The organism is Solirubrobacter phytolaccae, from assembly GCF_027587195.1.
Classification (GTDB): Bacteria; Actinomycetota; Thermoleophilia; order Solirubrobacterales; family Solirubrobacteraceae; genus Solirubrobacter; species Solirubrobacter phytolaccae.
In genome coordinates this window covers 1-19,031 of the sequence record NZ_JAPDDP010000021.1, presented here as the reverse complement: position 1 = coordinate 19,031, position 19,031 = coordinate 1, and the positions used below count along the sequence as shown (strand labels likewise).

Here is a 19,031-nt window from a genome sequence, read left to right as displayed (position 1 = left end):
ATCGATCAGCAAGCGACTCTAAGTCGGCCTCTCATGCCTCGCGCCGGGGAAAAGCCCTAGTGCTTCGGACCTAGGGATCCCGGCACCCAGGGTTTGTGGCGCTGGAACCCTTGGTCGGCCGCTCCGGTTCCCCGGCGCGAACCTCCAGAAGCGTTCTGTACAACCGCGTTAGGGCTGCTTTGGTCGAGTCGAGGGCCAGGCGTAGGTGACTCGACCGCAGTCGAACACAACGCGAGGAGAGAGATCGTGAGGAGAGCACGCATCGCGTGGCTGTCGCTCGGGCTGACCGCGCTGGCGGCGGCGCCGGCGTTCGCGCAAGGACCGGTCGAGCTGTCGAGCTCGCCCGTGCCCGAGAACCAGAGCTGGAAGAGCTACGTGGTCGGCACGGGTGAGGCGACCGCGAAGCCCGTCCGCATCAACGCCACGAGCGGCGACGTGACCAACGCCGAAGGGCTCGTCGACCCGTCGAAAGGGCCGGCGAAGCTGACCTACTCGGGGACCGGGCCGGCGCCGGTCATCATCCTCGACTACGGCCGCGAGGTCGGCGGCCTCCCGTTCTTCGTCTCGAGCGCCGTCGCTCCCTCCGGCACCACGACCTCCGTCACGCTGCGCGCCGCCTACAGCGAAGCGCGCGAGTTCCTGTGGACGCCCGGCGCGACGACGCTGTTCTCGCCCGCCGCCGCCGGGGACCGCACCCTCAAGGTCGCGAGCACGGCCAACTTCGTGGTCGGCGACACGCTCACGCTCGGCGGCGCGAGCGTGAAGATCACCGAGGTCGGCACCCAGGGCCGGGCGACGACGCTGTCGACCGCCGCGGCCGCGGGCGCCACCAACCTTCGCGTGGCCAGCGTCACGGGCCTGATCCCCAACACCGCGATCACCGTCGGCGGGCAGACCGTGCAGGTGACGGCCGTCGGCACGCAGGGCGCCAACGGCACCGGGCTGACGCTCGCCGCGCCGCTCCCGGAAGCCGCCGCCGCCGGCGCCGCGGTCCGCTACGACGGCACCGGCATCACCCTCGACACGCCGCTCACCGCCGCGCAGGCCGCCGGCGCGAACGTGCGCTCCACGCCCGGCGCGATCACGGGCGACCGCGTCGGCTTCAACGGCGTCGGCATGTCCGGCAGCCGCGCGGAGAACTTCACGATCGCGGCGCCCGGGCGCGTCGGCAACGCGGCCAACCTGATGCAGGGCGGCCAGCGCTTCCAGACGGTGTCGCTGACGACGCCGGGCACACTCGAGCTGAGCAGCGTCGGCATCGACTTCCGCCACCCGAACTCCGGCGCGGCCGACTACCAGGGCAACTTCCTCTCGAGCGACAGCAAGCTCAACAAGCTCTGGTACCAGGGCGCCTACACCAACGACACGAACTCCGTGCCGATCGGTGCCGTGCCGGGGCAGACGATCCCGGTGATCCTCGACGGCGCCAAGCGCGACCGCCGCCCGTGGAGCGGTGATCTGGACCTGCAGAACCGGACCTCGGCGACCAGCATCGGCATCGGCGCCAAGGGCACGGACTACATCAAGGGCACGCTGCACGCGTTCGGCGGCACGCAGGGCGCCGACGGGCGGATCTTCGGCCACATCCAGAACTGGACGATCTGGCCCCCGAGCGGCGGCTTCTACTCCACGAGCTACTCGATGTACCACGTGCTCAGCGTCGCCGGCTACTACCACTACACAGCCGACCTGGACTTCGTGCGCGCGCAGTACGAGATCATCCGGCGCCAGCTTGCGTACAACCGCTCGCTGGTCGACCCGAACCTCGGCCTGCTGATCACCAACGCGGGCGGCGACGGCCGCGACTGGGACTTCTACGACGGCGGCAAGCCCGGCGCGGTGACCGCCTACAACGCCATCTACTACAAGGCGCTGACCGACGCCGCCTACCTCGCGCGCGAGCTCGGCAACGAGGCGGACGCGGTGCTGTGGTCCGGCCAGGCCGCGGACGTCAAGGCCCGGCTCAACGCCACGCTGTTCGACGCGACGCGCGGCGTCTACAAGCTCGCCGACCGCAACAACGGCGCCACCTCGGGCAACGCGATCCCGCAGGACGCCAACTCCGAAGCGGTGATGTGGGACATCGCGCCCGAGAGCGCCCGCGCGGGCATCCTCAGCTGGCTGCGCAGCAACCTCTGGGGCACGTTCGGCCCACAGCCGTACTCGCCCGAGGCCAACTACTCGACGGTCATCAGCCCGTTCGTGACCGGCAAGGAGGTCGACGCGCGCTTCCACGCGGGAGACACCAAGGGCGCGATCGACCTGATCCACCTGATGTGGGACCAGATGACCGACGAGAACGGGCCGTACTACACCGGCACGGTGTGGGAGAAGCTCAACCAGGACGGCACGGACGTCGACGCCAACGCGAGCCTCGCGCACGGCTGGGGTAGCGGGCCGGTCTCCAGCCTGAGCCACTACGTCGCGGGTGCGCGGCCGGTCGCGGCGGGCTACAAGACGTGGATCGTCGATCCGCAGCCGGGTGAGCTCGCCTGGGCGCAGGCCACGCTCCCGACCCCGTTCGGCGGCCTGTCCTCTCGCTGGGTGCGGGGCGACGGCACGTTCAAGCTGACGGTCGCGGCGCCGGCGGGCACGTCGGGCACGGTCCGGGTGCCGCTGCTCGGGCGCTCGCGCACGATCGCCGTGGACGGCGCGGTGGTGTGGCAGGACGGCCGCTCGGTCGGCGGCTTCGCCGGCACGCAGCGTGACGGCGCGGTCGAGTTCACCGGCGTCACGGGCACGCACACGTTCGCGTTCGGCACCGTCACGGCGGACACGCCGGGCACGGTCGGCGGCACCGTGCCGGCGACGCTGGCGCTGACGCTCGGCACGCCCGCGACGTTCCCGCCGTTCGTCCCCGGCGTGGCCAGCGACTACACGGCGACCACCGACGCGAAGGTGCTCTCGACGGCCGGCGACGCGACGCTCAGCGTCTCCGACCCCGGCCACCTGACCAACGGCGCGTTCTCGCTGCCGCAGCCGCTGCGGGTGGCGTTCTCGAAGTCGACCTGGACGGCACCCGTGTCCAACGACCCGGTGACGATCACCTTCCGGCAGGCGATCGGCGCCAACGACCCGCTCCGCACCGGGACGTACAGCCGGACGCTGACGTTCACGCTGAGCACGACGACGCCGTAGGACGACGATGATCGCCGAAGCGCGCAGAGAGCAGATCCGCGAGATGCTGATGGAGGACGGAGCCGTCACCGTCGGCCAGCTCCAGGCGCGCTTCGGCGTGTCGCCGATGACCGCGCGGCGGGACCTCGTGCTGCTGGAGGAGCGGGGCACCGCCCGCCGGACGCACGGTGGCGCGGTCCTGCCGTCGATCGCGGCGCCCGAGAACTCCTTCTCGCAGCGGGTGACCGTCGCGGCCACCGCCAAGCTGCGGCTCGCGGACGCGGCGTTCGCCACGCTGGTGCCGGGGGAGACGGTGTTCCTGGACTCGTCCTCGACGGCGTACTTCCTGGCGCGCCGGATCGCGGAGACCGGCTTCGACGTCCGGGTGCTCACCAACAGCGGCCCGGCGATGCAGGTGCTGGCGAGCTCCGAGCACGACGTGCCGCTGTCGGTCATCGGCGGCACGCACCGGCGCCTGACCGGCTCGTTCGTCGGACCCTCCGCGGTGCGGATGATCCGCGAGCACTTCGTCGACCGCCTGTTCTTCAGCGTCACGGGCCTCGCCGCGACGGGCACGTTGACCGACGCGGACGACCTCGAGGCCGCGGTCAAGCAGGCGATGCTCGAGCAGGCGGCGGACGCGACGCTGCTGGTCGACGAGTCCAAGCTCGGCACGCACGGCCGCCACGCGATCGCCTCCCTGCGGCGTGTGTCGCTCGTGCTGACGGAGGTCGACGACCCACGGCTGCATGCGGACGGCGTGACGGTCCGCACGGTGTGAGCTATTCCTTGCAGCGTGCAGACGGTGCAGGCCTTCGTGGGCCGGGAGCTTGAGATGGCCGCGCTCGGCGAGGTGTTCGCCGACGCGGCCGACGGCACCCCGCAGGTCGTGCTGATCGAGGGGGAGGCGGGGATCGGCAAGACGACGCTGGTCGAGCGCTTCCTCGAGCGCTGCGGCGAGGACCGGATCCTGCGCGCGAGCGGGGAGGAGACCGAGCGCGGCGTCAGCTTCGCGATCGTCGACCAGCTGATGCGGTCGGCGGGTGCCGGCACGGTCGACGTGCTGGGCGCCGGGGATCACCTGACGGTGGGGCTGGAGCTCATCGAGCTGCTCGGCGCGAGTGACGGCGGTCGCCGGACGGTGGTCGTGATCGACGATGCGCACCTCGCCGACGAGGCCTCCGTGCGCGCGCTGCTGTTCTGCGCGCGCCGTCTGAGCGAGAGCGCGACGCTGTTCGTGCTGGTGGTGCGCGGCTCGGCCGCGGTGGCGCTGCCGGAAGGTTGGCTCAAGCTCGCCGACGAGTCCGTGCTCCGGCCGCGGCCGTTGCTCGCCGACGACGCGCGCTCCTTGGCGGAGGAAACGGGCGTGGCGCTGACCGCCGGCGCCGCCGAGCGGCTGGTCGAGCACACGGGCGGCAATCCGCTCCATCTGCGGGCCGTGCTGCGCGAGCTGCCGGCCACGGGCAGCTGGCTGCACGACGATCGGTCGCTGCCGGTGCCGCGCCGGTACGCGCAGCTGGTCGACGTGCAGCTGCGCCGCTTCCCCGACGACGTCGTGGCCCTGCTGCACACGCTCGCGGTGCTCGGCGTCCGCGCCCAGCTGCACGCGGTGCTCGAGTTGGCCGAGCTCGCCGACCCGCTGCCGACGATCGACCGTGCCGTGGACACCGGCCTGGTCGCGGTGGCCGAACGGGAGGACGGCACGTGGCTCGTCTTCACGCATCCGCTCACGCGTGCGGCCGTCCACGAGGCGATGCCGCACGCCCGGCGCGAGCAGCTGCACCGCGCGGCCGCCGAGCTCGCCCCGTCGGCCGAGGCGGCCCTGCACCACCGCGTGGAGGCGACGGCCGGCGCGGACGACGCGCTGCTCGCCGAGCTCGAAGCCGCGGCCCGTGCATACAGCGCGCGCGGGGCGTGGGCGGGGGCGATCCGCGCGCTGCTCGCCGCCCGGCGGGTCGCCACCGACCCGTCCGATCGGGAACGGCTGACGCTCGACGCCATCGAGACCCTCATGTACTCGGGCGACGGCGGCGCCGCGCGTCGGCTGGCCGATCACTCGGAGCTCCCGGACAGCGTGCGCCGGGACACCGTCTGGGCCTACCTCGCGATGTTCGCCGGCGACCTCGACGTGGCCGAGCAGCGGCTCGACCGAGCGTGGGCGGCGCGCGGCGAGGACCCGCGGCTCGCGGCGACGATCGCGCAGCGCCGCGCGTTCCTGGCCAGCTCGCGGTTGCGTGGGGAGGAAGCCATCGAGTGGGCCGAGCGCGCGATCGCGATGCTCCCGGGGGATCCGGGGACGGCGATGCTCGCCACGCCGTCGCTCGCGAACGGCCTCGCGTTCGCGGGGCGGATCGACGAGGCGCACGCGACGCTCGACCGCTGGCTCATGGACCGTGACGCCCCGGCGCCCGGCAGTGGCTACGTGCTCCTCACGCTGAAGGCACGGCTGCTCGAGGCGCAGGGGGAGATCCGGTCGGCTGAGGACCTGTTCGCCCGCGCGTCCGACGTCGGCCTGAAGGAAGGCCTGCTCGTCGTCGCCGGCATGGCGCTCGCGGGCCACACGCGCGTGCAGTTCCTGGCCGGCGCGTGGGACGACGCCGTCGTCTCCGCCCAGCGCGCGGTGGCGGTCGCGACCGAGTCCGAGGACCGTTGGGTGCTCGCCCAGGCGCAGTGGGCGGCGTCGCTGGTGGCGACGGCGCGCGGGGACCTCGAGAGCGTGCAGCGCCTCGCGGCGGTGGTCGTGGCCGAGCGCGCCGAGTTCGAACGCCACACGGCGCTGCAAGCCCTGTTCGCCGCGCAGGTCGCCGCCGCGCAGGAGCGTCCGGCGGACGTCCTCGAGCACCTGCGCCCGGTGGTCGCGCTGCAGGCCGACTTCACGGTGCTGCCCTGGCAGCACCTACATGCGCACGCGCTGGTCGACCTCGAGCGCCTCGACGAAGCGTCGGCGTTCATCGACGAGGCCGCCGCGCTGGCGACGGCTCGGCGGTACCCGTTGCTCGCGGCCCGTCTGCTGCACGCTCGAGCGCGGGTCGCGATCGCACGCCACGGGGACGGGGCCACGGAGGCGTTCGAGGCGGCGCGCGAGCTGCTCGAGTCGCTCGAGATGCCGTACGAGCGCGCCATCGTCGCGCTCGCCCACGCGCAACTGCTGCGGCGCGAAGGCCGGCGGCGCGTCGCCTCGGAGTTGCTGCTCGAGGCGCGGAAGACGTTCACCGCGCTCTCCGCGCAACCCGCGCTCCGGCGGTGCGAGCAGGAGCTGACCGCGTGCGGCCTGCGCCCCGCGGTGCGGTCGACCCGCGACTACGCGCGCCTCACGCCGCAGGAGACCGCCGTCACGCGCCTCGTCGTCGCCGGCATGACCAACCGCGAGGTCGCCAAGGAGCTGATGCTGAGCGCGAAGACGGTCGAGTTCCACCTGCGCAACGTCTACCTCAAGCTCGGCGTGCGCTCGCGCACCGAGCTGCGCGGGCGCGCGCGAGGCAACGACATCCAGCTCTGAGGGGCACCAACAGGGCCCCTCAGCAAGCGCTCATAAAGGGTAGGGCGTGCCCGATGAAGATGAGTCGTCGAGACGTGCTGCAACGGCTGGCGGTCGCCGTGCCCGCGGTCGCCGTGGGTGGCGCGCTGCCGCCGTCGGCCGCGGCTGCCGAAGGTGACGGGTTCGGCCCGTTGGTGATCCGGGATCAGGGCGGCTTCGCGGTCGGGGGCAGCGTGGTGACCACGCCCGGCACGTTCGATCCGCGGCGTCCCACCAACCCGGCGGGGCAGACGCTGCACGGCGACCACGCGCGCGTCTTCTACCAAGTGCCCGACCGTCCCCGCGCGCTTCCGCTGGTGCTGTGGCACGGCTTCAAGGAGTCCGGCACGTCGTGGGGGATGACCCCGGACGGGCGCGAGGGCTTCCAGACCCTCTTCCTGCGCCGTCGGTTCGCGGTGTACACGCTCGACCAACCGCGTCGCGGCGCGGCCGGCCGGACGACCCAGCGCGCGACGGTTGACATCGCCACCGACGAGCAGTGGTTCTACAACCAGTTCCGCCTCGGGCTGTGGCCGAACCTCTATCCCGGCGTGCAGTTCCCCGACGATCCGCAGGCGCTCGAGCAGTTCTTCCGGCAGATGGTCCCCGACACCGGGCCGATCGACGGGAACCTCCTCAGGGACGGCGTCTCCGCCGTGTTCGACCGCATCGGCCGCGGCATCCTCATGACCCACTCGCAGGCCTGCGGCTTCGGCTGGCGCACGGCGATGGTCAACCCCCGGGTCAAGGGGGTCGTCGCCCTCGAGCCGGGCAGCGGGTTCGTGTTCCCGGAGGGTGAGGTCCCGCCGCCGATGCCCAGCTCCGCCGGCACCCTGAACGGCGAGGCGGTGTCCCTGGCCAACTTCCGGCGGCTGACGCGGATCCCGATCGCCGTCTACTACGGCGACAACATCCCCACCGAGCCGACCGACATCGCGGGCCGCGACAACTGGCGGGTGCGACTCGCGATGGCGCGCCTGTGGGTCGACGCGATCAACCGGCACGGCGGCGACGCGACGCTCGTGCACCTGCCCGCGGTCGGCATCCGCGGCAACACGCACTTCCTCTTCTCGGACCTCAACAACGAGCGGATCGCCCGCCACATCGCAAGCTTCCTCGCGCGCAAAGGCCTGAGCTGAGCGGCGTGTCAGGCGCGGGGCGTGGCGTCCGTCGCGGGCGTCGCCGTCCAGCTGGCCAGCAGGTCGAGCGCCTGCTGGGAGGCCGACCCCGGTTCGGCGGTGTAGAGCGCCACGCGCAGGCCGTCGTCGGCGTCGGCGTCGACGGTCATCGTCTCGTAGCTGAGCGTCAGCTCGCCCACGACGGGGTGGTGCATGCGCTTCGTGCCGGTGCGGTGGAAGCGGACGTTGTGGGCGGCCCAGCGGACGCGGAACGCGTCGCTGCGCGTCGACAGCTCGCCGATCAGGTCCTGGAGGTTGCGGTCGTGCGGGTTGCGCCCGGCCTGCGAGCGCAGCGTCGCGACGAGCTCGGACGCGAGCCGGTCCCAGTCGGGATAGAAGTCGGGCGCCGCCGGATCCAGGAACGTGAACCGCGCGCTGTTGGCGGGCTGCTCCGGGCTCTCGAAGACGGGCGCGTATAGCGCCCGGCCGAGCGCGTTGGCGGCCAGCAGATCACCGCGGACGTTGCCCACGATCGCCGCCGCCTCGATCTGGTCGAGCAGCCGCTGCACGATGGGACGGACCAGCGTCTTGGGCGCACGCGCGCGGCTCGGCGAGACGACACCGACGCGTCCCGCGGCCCGCGCGAGGTCGAACAGGTGCGTCCGCTCGGCGTCGTCGAGCTGGAGGGCGCGGGCCAGTGCCTCGAGCACGAGGTCCGAGACGCCCGTCACCTGGCCGCGTTCCAGGCGCCGGTAGTACTCCGCGCTGACCCCGGCGAGCGACGCGACCTCCTCGCGGCGCAGACCCGGCACCCGTCGCGTGCCGTAGCTCGGCAGCCCGGCCTGCTCGGGAGTGATCTTCGCGCGGCGTGAAGTGAGGAACTCGGCGATGTCGGTGGCGGGGTTCACGGTCTGACCTCTCGGTTGCTCCCCCCGACGGTAGACCTCCCGTGCCGCGCGTGGGGGGTCCTGATGGGGCCCCTGAGAATGCCGCGCGGGTGGGCAGAGTCGGTATGGACATGCACGACGCGAACTCGATCGACCGACGATCCTTCCTCCGCATCGCCGCCGTGGGGGCCGCCGGTGCCACGCTGACGGCCTGCGGCGCGGACGCCGTGAGCGAAGCGCGCGAGCGGCGGAGCATCCTGCTGGCGTACTTCTCCCGCCCGGGGGAGAACTACCACTTCGGCGGCCGGCGGAACCTGAAGGTCGGGAACACCGAGGTGCTGGCCCGCACCATCCGGCAACGGCTCGGCTGCGACGTGTACCGGATCCGCGAGGTGGACCGCTACCCGACGGACTACGAGGAGACCGTCCGGCGCAACGTCGAAGAGCAGGACGCGGACGCCCGGCCGGCGATCGTGCGGCCGCCGGCGTCGATCGCGCGCTACGACGTGATCATCCTCGCGAGCCCGATCTGGAACGTCCGCGCGCCGATGATCATGTCGACGTTCGCGGAGCGCTACGACTTCTCGGGCAAGACCGTCTACCCCGTGACCACACACGCGATGAGCGAGCTCGGCACGACGCCCGAGGTGTACGAGGAGGCCTGCAAGGGCGCGCGCATCGGCACCGGGCTCGCCGTGCAGGGCGAGCGGGTGCGGCAAGCGCGCGAGGAAGTCGACGCGTGGCTGCGTCGCACGCGTCTGCGCCGTTGAGGACTCAATGGGTACTGGAGAAGGACATGAGCACTGAATCCCCCGTCGCCGTCATCACCGGCGCCTCGTCCGGCATCGGTGAGGCCACGGCCCGCGCGCTGGCCGCCGACGGCTACCGCGTCGCCCTGCTGGCCCGCCGCGCGGACCGCCTCCAGGCGCTGGCCGACGAGCTCGGCGGCGCCGCGCTCGCGATCGAGGCCGACGTGACCCGACGCGACTCGCTGGTCGCCGCCGCCGAACGGGTCCAGGACACGTTCGGTCGCGTCGACGTGCTGGTCAACAACGCCGGCGTGATGCTGCTCGGCCCGTTCTCGTCCGAGCAACGCGCGGACTACCGCCAGATGATCGAGGTCAACCTGCTCGGCGCGATCACCGCCACCGAGGTCTTCCTCGAGCCGCTGCGTGCGGACGGCGGCGGTGACCTGATCAACATCTCCTCGGTCGCCGGCCGCACGGCGCGCCCGACGAACGGCGTCTACGCCGCCACCAAGTGGGGGATCAACGGCTGGTCGGAGTCGCTGCGCCAGGAGCTGCAGCCCGACGTGCGGGTCACCGTGATCGAACCGGGCGCGGTCGGCACCGAGCTCACCGATCACATCACGCACGCGGCCACGAAGGAGGCCACCGAGGCGTTCGTCAAGGATCTCGCGATCCGCCCGGAGGACGTCGCCGAGATCATCGCCTTCGCCGTGACCCGGCCGCGCCGCATGACGCTCAACGAGATCCTCGTCCGTCCGACCGCGCAGGCCGGTTGATGGCGTCGGTCCGTGACGGCCGCGCGCTCGTGGCGCTGGCGCTCACGGGCGCCACGCTCGCCACGGGCTGCGGCAGCGACGCGCCGCCCGGCGACGGTGCACAGCCGACCGCGACGGCGACGGCGACGGCGACGGCCCAGCGTCCGCGCGCGGAGGCCGGCACCACCTACCGGGACGGCGACTACGAGGCCAAGGGGTGGTACGGCGGCCTGCCGTCGAACATCGACGTCGCCCTCACGCTCCGCGACAACCGCGTGACCGACGTCGAGGTCACGGCGAACGCCACCAACGCCACGTCACGCGACTACCAGGAGCGCTTCGCGGAGGCCGTCCCCGACGCGGTGGTCGGCAAGCGCCTGGACGAGGTGCGCGTCTCCCGGCTGGCCGGGTCCAGCGGGACCCCGGACGGCTTCAACCAGGCGATCGAGCGCATCAAGGACCAGGCCGCTTCGTGACGTCCGGCGGGCTGCTCGAGCTCGACGCCATCGGCACCCGCTGGCAGATCGAGACCGCGCGGCCGCTGAGCCCCGCGCCGCGGGCTCGGATCCAGGACGTCATCGAGGACTACGACCGCACCTGGTCGCGGTTCCGGCCGGACTCGCTCGTCACCGAGATCGCCGCGGCGCCGGCGGGTGGGCGCTTCGAGCTGCCGCGGCACGCCGTCGCGCTGCTCGACCTCTACGACCGCCTGCACGAGCTGACCGACGGGGCGCTCGACCCGCTGGTCGGCCGTGACCTCGAGCTCCTGGGCTACGACGCGACGTACTCCCTGCGTGCCGCTCCGCTCCCGGACCGAGTCCGAGCTCACGAGCGACGCGCCCGCTGGCCGGACGTCCGGCGCCGGGGCCGCACGATCACCACCGATCGCCCCGTGCTGATCGACGTCGGCGCGGCGGGCAAGGGACAGCTCGTCGATCTCGTCGCCCAGGTGCTGGAGGACGAGGGGGTCGAGGCGTTCGTCGTCGACGCCGGCGGGGACCTCCGCCAGCGGGGGGACGCGCCGATCCGCGTCGGGCTCGAGCACCCGCTCGACGCCTTGCGTGTCGTCGGCACGGTCGACCTGCACGACCGGGCGTTGTGCGCGTCCGCCGCCAACCGCCGCGCGTGGGGGCCCGGCCTGCACCACGTGCTCGACGCACGCACCGGCACGTGCGTCGACCGGGTGCTCGCGACGTGGGTGATCGCCGAGACCGCGATGCTCGCCGACGGCCTCGCCACGGCGCTCTTCCTGACCGAGCCGGACCGCCTCCAGCCGGCGTTCGGCTTCTCGTTCGTGCGGATGCGGCCCGACGGACTCGAGACGTCCGACGGCTTCGAGGGCGAGACCTTCGCCTAGCGGTCGTTCGGGGCCGCGACCCAGCTCGCCAGCAGCTGCAGCGCGTCTTCGCTCCTGGAGCCGGGAGCGGTCGTGTAGAGCGCGAGCCGCAGCCCGTCGTCGGCGTCCAGGGTGAGCGTCTCGTAGCTGAGCTGCACCTCACCGACGACCGGGTGCATCAGGCGCTTGCTGCCCGTGCGATGGAAGCGGACGTCGTGCGCCGCCCATCGGACGCGGAACGCCTCGCTCCGCTCGGACAACTCGCGGACGAGGTCCTGGAGGCTGCGGTCGTGCGGGTGCTGCCCGGCCTTGGATCGCAGCGACGCGACGAGGCCGGTCGCGAGGTGATCCCAGTCCGGGAAGAACTCGGTCGCCATGGGGTCGAGGAACGTGAACCGCGCGGTGTTGGCCGGCTGCTCCGAGCTCTCGAACATCGGCGCGTACAGCGCCCGCCCCAACGCGTTGGCCGCCAGCAGGTCGCCCGGGCGGTTGTCGACGATCGCGGGCGCCTCGATCTGGTCGAGGAACCGGTGCACGATCGGACGCACGCGGGCGTTGGCCGACCCGACGCCCCGGGCCGCGACCGGGTTCGCGGCGCGGGCGAGGTTGAAGAGGTGCGTCTGCTCGGCCTCGTCGAGCTGGAGCGCGCGGGCGAGCGCCTCGAGCACGAGCTCGGAGACGCCCGCGACCTGCCCGCGCTCCAGGCGCCGGTAGTAGTCCGCGCTGACGCCGGCCAGCGAGGCGACTTCTTCACGGCGCAACCCGGGAACCCGCCGGTCACCGCGGTTCGGCAGGCCGGCCTGCTCCGGCGTGACCCGCGCGCGGCGGCTGGCCAGGAACTCGGCGATGTCGTTGGTGGCGTTCACGGTCATCGCGACCGTAAAGCGTTCTTGGCGCATCTGAGGGGCCCTGTCAGTACCCCTTTCACAGGACCCCTCACGGGCCGGTTGCCCGCGGGCATAGTGGTCCGACACCGGCGACGATGACGATGACCGCTTCGACAGAACGAACCGTGGACGAGCGCGTCCGCACCCGCGTGCGCCTGCTCGACGCGGTCCTTCGCCATCCCGAGTGCAGCCGCGCCGAGCTCGTCTCCGTGCTCGGCCTGTCGCGCCAGACGGTGACCAACGTCGTGGCCGAGGCCGAAGAGGCCGGGCTCGTCGTGCAGCGGCCGCAGCTGGAGAGCGAGGGGCCGCTGATCGGCCGCCCTCCGTTGCGCATCTCGCTCGCGCCCGACGCCGCCTTCGCGATCGGGCTCGACATCGGCCGGGACCAGGTCCGCAGCGCCGTCTGCGACCTCCAGGGCCGGGTGCTGTCGCTCCAGGCCGAGCCGACCGATCTCACCGCGCTGCCGTTCGAGACCTTCGACCGCGCCTGCGAGCTCGCGCACGCCGCACTGCGCGACGCCGACGTTCCGGCCGCCCGCGTGATGGGCGTCGGAGTCGGGCTGCCCGCCCCGATCGACGCCCGCACCGGCACCGTGCACGCGCGCGACTTCCTGCCGGCCTGGCGCGGCATCCAGCCGGTCGCCGAGCTGCGCAAGCGCCTGCAGATGTCGATCCGCCTCACGAACGACGCGAACGCCGGCGCGGTCGGCGAGCGCCTGTTCGGGGCAGCCCGCAGGATCTCCGATGCGCTGTACATCCGCCTGTCCGCGGGTATCGGCGTCGGGCTGATCCTCGACGGGCTTCCGTACGCCGGCGTGGCCGGCATCGCCGGAGAGCTCGGCCACACGCGGGTGGCGGAGACGGACCACATCTGCCGGTGCGGCAACCGTGGCTGCCTCGAGCTGGTCGCCAGCTCCGTCGTCGTCGCGGAGCGGTTCAGCCGCAGCCATGGTGAGCGGGTCTCGGTGACGGAGCTGATCGAGCTGGCCCGCGTCGGGGACCGCAGCGCGCGGCGGGCGATCATCGACGCCGCCGACGCGGTCGGCCGCACCCTCGCCGGCGCCGTCAACCTCCTCAACCCGCAGCGCGTGATCGTCGGCGGCGACCTCGCGGCGGCGGGCGACATCCTCATCGAGCCGCTGCGCTCAGCGGTGGCGCGGGGCGCCGTCGCCCCGGCCGTCGACACCGTGGAGATCGTCGTCGGCGAGCTCGGAGAGCGGGCCGAGGTGCTCGGCGCCGCCGCGATGCAGCTCGAGCGGGCGCCGGCGGTCCTGGCCGCACGCATGTGAGCTTCGGGTCGAGCACCCGGAAGAGGTTGCTCGTCGGCCCGTGCCTGTCAACAACCCCAGGCGCGGTCCGCGCGAGCGACCGGTGCTTCGTAGGCCGTCGCCCGACCCTCATCGGGCGGCGGCCGACGAGCCCGTCGTACCTGCCCTAGGCGCGGCGCGGCGGCGCTTCCACTCCCGTGGCCGCGAGCACCGGCGGCGGGAGCCGGGCGCCCTGGATGGTGATGGCGTCGAGAGCCGCGGTGAGCTCCTTCAGCTCCTCGCGGCCGAACGTGACCTCCTCGGCGCCGAGGTTCTCCAGCAGGTGCGAGAGGCGCGTGCTGGTGGGAATGGGCACGACCCACGGCTGCCGGGTGCGCAACCAGGCCAGGGAGAGCTGCGCGGGCGTGACGCCCTTGCGCACCGACCAGTCCAGGATCAGCTGCACCAACGGCATGTTGGCGGCCATGTTCTCCTGCGCATGGCGCGGGACCGAGGCCCGGAAGTCACCCTCGGCGAAGCGGGTGTACGGGTTGATCGTGCCGGTCGTGAACCCGTAGGCGAGCGGCGCCCAACACACGAAGCCGATGCCGAGCTCCCGGCACAGCGGCAGGATCTGCCGCTCGGGTTCCCGGTAGGCCATCGAGTACTCGTTCTGGATCGCGGCCAGCGGCTGGACGGCGTGCGCGCGGCGCACGGTCTGCGGCCCGGGTTCGCTGAGGCCCCAATGCAGCACCTTGCCCGCCCGGATCAGCTCCTTCATCAGGTCCGCCACGTCCTCGATCGGAACGGCCGGGTCCACACGATGCTGGTAGAGCAGATCGATCCGGTCCGTCCGCAGCCGCTTGAGCATCCCGTCGACCGCGCGCCGGACGTGGGCGGGACGGCTGTTGAGCCCCTCGCCGCGCCGGCCGGTGACCGGGTCGATCTCGAAGCCGAACTTGGTGGCGATCACGACGTCGTCGCGCACGCCGCGCAGGCCGTCGCCGAGGATCCGCTCGCCCTCGAACGGCCCGTAGGCCTCCGCGGTGTCGAAGAACGTGACGCCTTGATCGACGGCGGTCCGCACCAGGGCGACCATGTCCTTGCGGCTGCTCACGGGGCCGTACAGGTTGCCCGGCATGGTCTGCGTGCCCAGTCCGATCCCGGAGACCCTGAGGCGGCCGAGGCGACGGCGCTCGGTCAGCGTGGTGGCGGCCCGGCTCGCGCCGGCGGCCTTGCGGCTGTCGGCCACGAGCAACGGGACGGCGGCGAGTCCCGCGGCGCCTTGCAGGAACCCGCGGCGGCTCTGCCCGGTCGTGTCGACGCTCATCCTCGCTGCTCCTGTCTCGTGGCCGAGCGACTCACGCGCGGCGCGCGGCCGTACTCACGGTCGGTGACGTGCTCGCCCCAGGTCGCCGTGCTGCCGGACGCGTCGGCGCCGACCACCGCGAAGTGGGTCATGAAGTTGTTCGGCGCGGCACCGTGCCAGTGGTCCTCGCCGGGCTCGAAGAACACGACGTCGCCGGGGCGGATCACCTTGATCGGACCGCCGCGGCGCTGGCAGAGTCCGACGCCTTCGATGACGACGAGCGTCTGCCCGAGCGGATGCGTGTGCCAGGCCGTGCGCGCGCCCGGCGCGAAGCGCACGTTCGACGCCGCGACGTTCGATCCCGCCGAGGGCTCGACGAACCGGTCGATGTAGGCGTCGCCGGTGAACCGCTCGCGCGCTCCCGGCTCGGTGCGGATCTTGCCGCTGCGCGTGATGCGCATCGCCGTGGCTTCGCCCGCCAACGGCCCCAGCAGGGCCGGGGCGGCCACGGCGCCGCCGGCCATGCCCAACCGGCGAAGTGCGCCGCGGCGGTTGAAGGTTCTCACCTTCGGCTCATTTCCCATCTGCCGGGCCTACCCCGGTGGCTCGCGGACCGGGGGGCCCTGTCGTTGCCCCCCAGCTAGCGGCCGAGGCTCACGGTGAGCAGCTCGCCGAGCGCGGTTTGGAGTGCGCGGCCGTCGAGCGGGCGGGCCTCGATCGCGGCGATGCCGGCCCCGTACTCCTGGGACGGCCCGGGGTAGAGGATCGCGGCGGAGACGACGACACGCTCGTCATCCCCGTCGCGGATCGCGTCCCGGTAGGCGTGCATGGTGTCGATGTCCTCCTTCTTGGGCATCGACCTCTTGGACGTCGCGAGCTTGTACTTCGGGTCGAAGATCCAGACGGAGCGGCCTGCCGCCGTGGTCATCTCGATCGACACGTCGGGACGCTGGGAGAAGCTGAGCGATCGGAGCGGCGTCGTCGTCCGGCTGTAGGTTCGCTGCGGCACGACCTCCAGTCGCGTCCCGTCGGTCGCCCGGACGAGCGTGACGCACGCCCGGCCGTTGCCGAGCACGTGCACCCACGCCTCGTTCGCGCGGCGCGACACCAGGTCGTGCCGCTCGACCCGGTAGCCGAGCGTGGGCGCGACCTCGAGCAGCGCCGCGATGACGATGAGGGTTCCCCACGTCTCGTAGAGCTTGGGGATGTCGGTCAGGTCGACCTGCATCTCCGCGTGGGCGAGCCGGGCGACGAACCCCTTCTGCAGCTGCGCGAGGCCCTCGAACGCGTCGCGGTAGTACCGGCGCTCGAGCAGCGTCGGCGTCGCGGTGGTCGGCGGCCCGCTCAGCGCCGTGACCTGCTCCAGGAACCGGGCCTGGCGCACGCGCTGGGCGAGACCGGCGGCCAGCTCCAGCAAGTCGGCGAGGACGGTCGGCGCGCGGCGGCGTCGTGCCTCCTTGATGACGGCCTGCAGCCGCCGCTCGACGAGCCCGCACAGGAACAGGATCACGCGGTTCTCGTAGGTGTCGACGGTCGCGTGGTCGAGCGGCTCGGGCAGGATCTCAGGGACCGGCCAGCTGCCGTCGGGGTTCGGTGTCGCACGCCGGTAGGCCTGATGCAGCCGGACGTGGTCGACGCGGCGGACACTGCGAGCGGCACGCCAGTTCGAGCGCTTGGCCAGCGCGGAGTGCGGGTTGCTCTTGAGCGCCTCCAGCACCTCGAACAACCCGGCACGGGTGCCCTCGCCGAGGCAGGCCCGACGCAGGCGGAGCACCTCCTCGGCGAACGTCGCACCACGTTCGGCGAGGACATCGACGCCGACGTTCGCGCCGAGCCGCTGCAGGGAGACCGCGATGTTCGCCGGGAGCCGGCGCTCGAGGTCGTCGATCAGCGCGTCGTGGTCGGCCGCCGTCAGCTTGGACGGGGTCACGGTCACCGGCGCGTGGTCGGTCCAGCCCGGACCGTTGAGCTCGAGCAGGTAGAACCCCGCGCCGAGACGCGGCCACTTCGCGTGGACGACGGTGCGGTCACCGACGAGGGACGCGGACAGCTCCAGCGGCTGCCCGTTGGCGTGAACGGTCACGCTCGCGAGCTCCGACAGCTCGATGTCCAGCACCACCGCGGCCCGTTCCCACTCGACCGGCGCGGGGAGCGGCGCGCCGCGCCGATCGGCGAACGACCACCTAGAAGTAGGAGGTGACACCGTGCTGCTCGAAGCGGGTGAGCATCTGCCGGGCTTTCGTCGCCGTCTCGGGCAGCGCCTCGTCCAACGAGACGAGCGACAGGAGCGCCGGCCCGACCAGCGGGCTGGCGCCCCTGACCTTCGGCAGCACCTTCTGGAGCACCTGCTCGTCGAGAGCCTCCTCCCACGCCACGCCGACCGCATCCGCCTCGTCGACATAGCTCCCGATCTCGTCGAGCACGCGGAACGCGAACGGCGCGACGTTCACGAGCGACCTCCAGACGTCGACGAGGATCGTCTGGTACGGGCGGCCTTCGAGATGTTCGTAGATGTCCTGCTCACGTGCCTCGATCTCGATCAGCTGCGCGCGATCGAGCACCTTGTCGGCGAAGCCGTTCGTCGTCTCGTCCATGTTCACCGTGCCGATGAACACGAAGTTCCGCGTCAGCTTGACCTCGACCGACGGCGCCAGCTCGAGCGTCGCCGTGCCCGTCCGGGCCCGCACCTCCATCGCCGACAGGAACTTGGCGAAGTAGAACTCGACCCGCGCGAGGTTCATCTCGTCCAGCACCACGTGGAACGGCCGCGGCTTGCGGCGCTCGGCGACCGCACGGTCGTGCTCCTCGGTGGCCTGGAGCAGGAACCCGCTGAACGCGGTGTGCCGATAGGCGTTCTGAAACGGGTCCCAGAAGCCCAGCAGATCCTCGTTCGACGACCAGTTCGGCGCGACCGGCACGACGAGATGCTCGGCGTCGATCGCGTCCGCGTACGCCTCGGCCAACCAGGTCTTCCCGGTGCCGCTCATGCCGGTCAGCACCACGAGTCCGCGTGTCTTGGTGCTGAGGTGGTAGCGGCTGATGATCCGCGGGGAGAGCCGCAGCCCGGACGCGCTGATCGTGTCCGCGATCACGTCGAGTGGTCGCTCGGTCCATGGCGCGCGCGGGGGAGCGGGTGGCGGCGACGGAGCCGGCGGTTCATCCGGGGTGTCGGTGGGCGCGGCCCAGGTGTTCCATTCCGGGTCGTCGGGCACCGACGGCTGGTCCTCGGCCTCGGCGCGCTCCCCACGCTCATCCGGTTCCGGGACGGACGCGACGCTTGCCGAGCTGACGCGCTGCGCGGCGACGCGCTCGGTCGCCTCTTCGATCTCGGACTCGGAGAGGCCGCTTCCCGATCGCACGGTGATCTGCTGCGCCTCACCCGTGCCGACGTCCCGCGCCGACACCTGCACGATGCCGTTGGCGTCGATCTCGAAGCCGACCTCGATCTGCGGGATGCCGCGCGGCGCGGGCGGGATGCCTCCCAGCTGGAACTTGCCGAGCGACTTGTTGTAGGTCGCCATCTCGCGCTCGCCCTGCAGGATGTGGATCTCGACGGTGTGCTGGTTGTCCTCGGCGGTGGAGAAGACCTCGGACTTGCGGGTCGGGACCGTCGTGTTGCGCTCGATGAGCTTGGTCATCACGCCGCCCTTGGTCTCGATGCCGAGGGTGAGCGGCGTGACGTCCAGCATCAGCACGTCCTTGACCTCGCCGCCGAGCACGCCGGCCTGGATCGCGGCGCCGACGGCCACGACCTCGTCCGAGTTCACGCCGCGTTGCGGCTCCTTGCCCGTGAGCTCGGTGACCTTCTCGCGGACGGCGGGCATGCGCGTCATGCCGCCGACCATGACCACGCGGTCGATCTCCTTGACGCCCTTGTCCTTGGCGTCGTCCAGGGCCTGCTGGACCGGGCCGACGACGCGCTCGATCAGGCGGCCGGCGAGCTCGTTGAGCTTGGCGCGCGTGAGGCGCACGTCCAGGTGCTTGGAGCCGGAAGCGTCGTTGATGATGAACGGCAGGTTGATCTGCGCCTCGCGGGCGGAGGACAGCTCGATCTTGGCCTTCTCGGACGCCTCGTACAGGCGCTGGAGGGCCATCTTGTCGGCGGTCAG

General features: G+C 72.3%; 15 protein-coding genes and 1 pseudogene. 9 read left to right on the top strand and 7 right to left on the bottom strand.

Annotation, left to right across the window (positions count from 1 at the left end; all coding sequences use genetic code 11):
* The first annotated feature begins 246 nt into the window (after window positions 1-246).
* Genes OJ997_RS13620 through OJ997_RS13605 form a run of 4 tightly spaced genes read left to right on the top strand, consistent with a single transcriptional unit; the run spans window position 247 to window position 7,773 of the window.
* On the top strand, window positions 247-3,138 hold the full coding sequence (locus OJ997_RS13620) for an alpha-L-rhamnosidase C-terminal domain-containing protein (protein ID WP_270025659.1): 2,892 nt from the start codon (window positions 247-249) through the stop codon (window positions 3,136-3,138).
* A gap of 7 nt (window positions 3,139-3,145) precedes the next feature.
* Window positions 3,146-3,898: a DeoR/GlpR family DNA-binding transcription regulator gene (locus OJ997_RS13615; RefSeq protein WP_270025658.1), complete on the top strand. Its 753-nt coding sequence runs from the start codon at window positions 3,146-3,148 to the stop codon at window positions 3,896-3,898.
* Window positions 3,899-3,934: 36 nt separating this feature from the next.
* Window positions 3,935-6,616, top strand: a complete 2,682-nt coding sequence (locus tag OJ997_RS37550; RefSeq protein WP_270025657.1) for a helix-turn-helix transcriptional regulator — start codon at window positions 3,935-3,937, stop codon at window positions 6,614-6,616.
* 53 nt (window positions 6,617-6,669) lie between these two features.
* Window positions 6,670-7,773, top strand: coding sequence for an alpha/beta hydrolase (locus tag OJ997_RS13605; RefSeq protein ID WP_270025656.1), 1,104 nt, complete (start codon window positions 6,670-6,672; stop codon window positions 7,771-7,773).
* Between the two features lie 8 nt (window positions 7,774-7,781).
* Here OJ997_RS13605 and OJ997_RS37545 read toward each other — a convergent pair whose 3' ends face one another.
* Window positions 7,782-8,660, bottom strand: coding sequence for a helix-turn-helix transcriptional regulator (locus tag OJ997_RS37545; protein WP_270025655.1), 879 nt, complete (start codon window positions 8,658-8,660; stop codon window positions 7,782-7,784).
* 89 nt (window positions 8,661-8,749) lie between these two features.
* On the opposite strand from OJ997_RS37545, the gene OJ997_RS13595 reads away from it, so the two are divergent.
* From OJ997_RS13595 to OJ997_RS13580, 4 genes are read left to right on the top strand one after another with little or no spacing between them, the layout of a single operon-like run.
* Window positions 8,750-9,409, top strand: coding sequence for a flavodoxin (locus OJ997_RS13595; RefSeq protein WP_270025654.1), 660 nt, complete (start codon window positions 8,750-8,752; stop codon window positions 9,407-9,409).
* 26 nt (window positions 9,410-9,435) lie between these two features.
* A complete protein-coding gene (locus OJ997_RS13590) occupies window positions 9,436-10,164 on the top strand; it encodes an SDR family oxidoreductase (protein WP_270025653.1) in 729 nt (242 codons plus the stop codon).
* Entirely contained in the window at window positions 10,164-10,619 is a 456-nt protein-coding gene (locus OJ997_RS13585) for a hypothetical protein (RefSeq protein ID WP_270025652.1), read from the top strand. Before OJ997_RS13590 ends, OJ997_RS13585 begins: the two co-directional genes overlap by 1 nt.
* Window positions 10,616-11,500, top strand: coding sequence for an FAD:protein FMN transferase (locus OJ997_RS13580; RefSeq protein ID WP_270025651.1), 885 nt, complete (start codon window positions 10,616-10,618; stop codon window positions 11,498-11,500). The genes OJ997_RS13585 and OJ997_RS13580 overlap by 4 nt, the downstream gene beginning before the upstream one ends.
* Here OJ997_RS13580 and OJ997_RS13575 read toward each other — a convergent pair.
* Window positions 11,497-12,345, bottom strand: coding sequence for a helix-turn-helix transcriptional regulator (locus OJ997_RS13575; protein WP_270025650.1), 849 nt, complete (start codon window positions 12,343-12,345; stop codon window positions 11,497-11,499). The genes OJ997_RS13580 and OJ997_RS13575 overlap by 4 nt on opposite strands.
* Window positions 12,346-12,491: 146 nt before the next feature.
* On the opposite strand from OJ997_RS13575, the gene OJ997_RS13570 reads away from it, so the two are divergent.
* On the top strand, window positions 12,492-13,655 hold the full coding sequence (locus OJ997_RS13570) for an ROK family transcriptional regulator (protein WP_270025649.1): 1,164 nt from the start codon (window positions 12,492-12,494) through the stop codon (window positions 13,653-13,655).
* A gap of 145 nt (window positions 13,656-13,800) precedes the next feature.
* Here OJ997_RS13570 and OJ997_RS13565 read toward each other — a convergent pair whose 3' ends face one another.
* The 5 genes and pseudogenes from OJ997_RS13565 to OJ997_RS38095 form a co-directional block, all read right to left on the bottom strand.
* Complete coding sequence (locus OJ997_RS13565) at window positions 13,801-14,943, bottom strand: aldo/keto reductase (RefSeq protein WP_270025648.1); 1,143 nt, start codon at window positions 14,941-14,943, stop codon at window positions 13,801-13,803.
* Window positions 14,940-15,488: a (R)-mandelonitrile lyase gene (locus tag OJ997_RS13560; protein ID WP_270025647.1), complete on the bottom strand. Its 549-nt coding sequence runs from the start codon at window positions 15,486-15,488 to the stop codon at window positions 14,940-14,942. Before OJ997_RS13560 ends, OJ997_RS13565 begins: the two co-directional genes overlap by 4 nt.
* A 74-nt stretch (window positions 15,489-15,562) precedes the next feature.
* Window positions 15,563-17,125 carry a DUF2357 domain-containing protein gene (locus OJ997_RS13555; RefSeq protein WP_270025646.1) on the bottom strand — a complete coding sequence of 521 codons (1,563 nt, stop codon included), beginning with the start codon at window positions 17,123-17,125 and terminating at the stop codon, window positions 15,563-15,565.
* Window positions 17,106-17,921: a DUF8727 domain-containing protein gene (locus tag OJ997_RS38100; RefSeq protein ID WP_372517895.1), complete on the bottom strand. Its 816-nt coding sequence runs from the start codon at window positions 17,919-17,921 to the stop codon at window positions 17,106-17,108. The genes OJ997_RS13555 and OJ997_RS38100 overlap by 20 nt, the downstream gene beginning before the upstream one ends.
* Window positions 17,922-18,242: 321 nt before the next feature.
* Window positions 18,243-19,031: pseudogene (locus OJ997_RS38095) on the bottom strand (Hsp70 family protein); the annotation flags it as partial.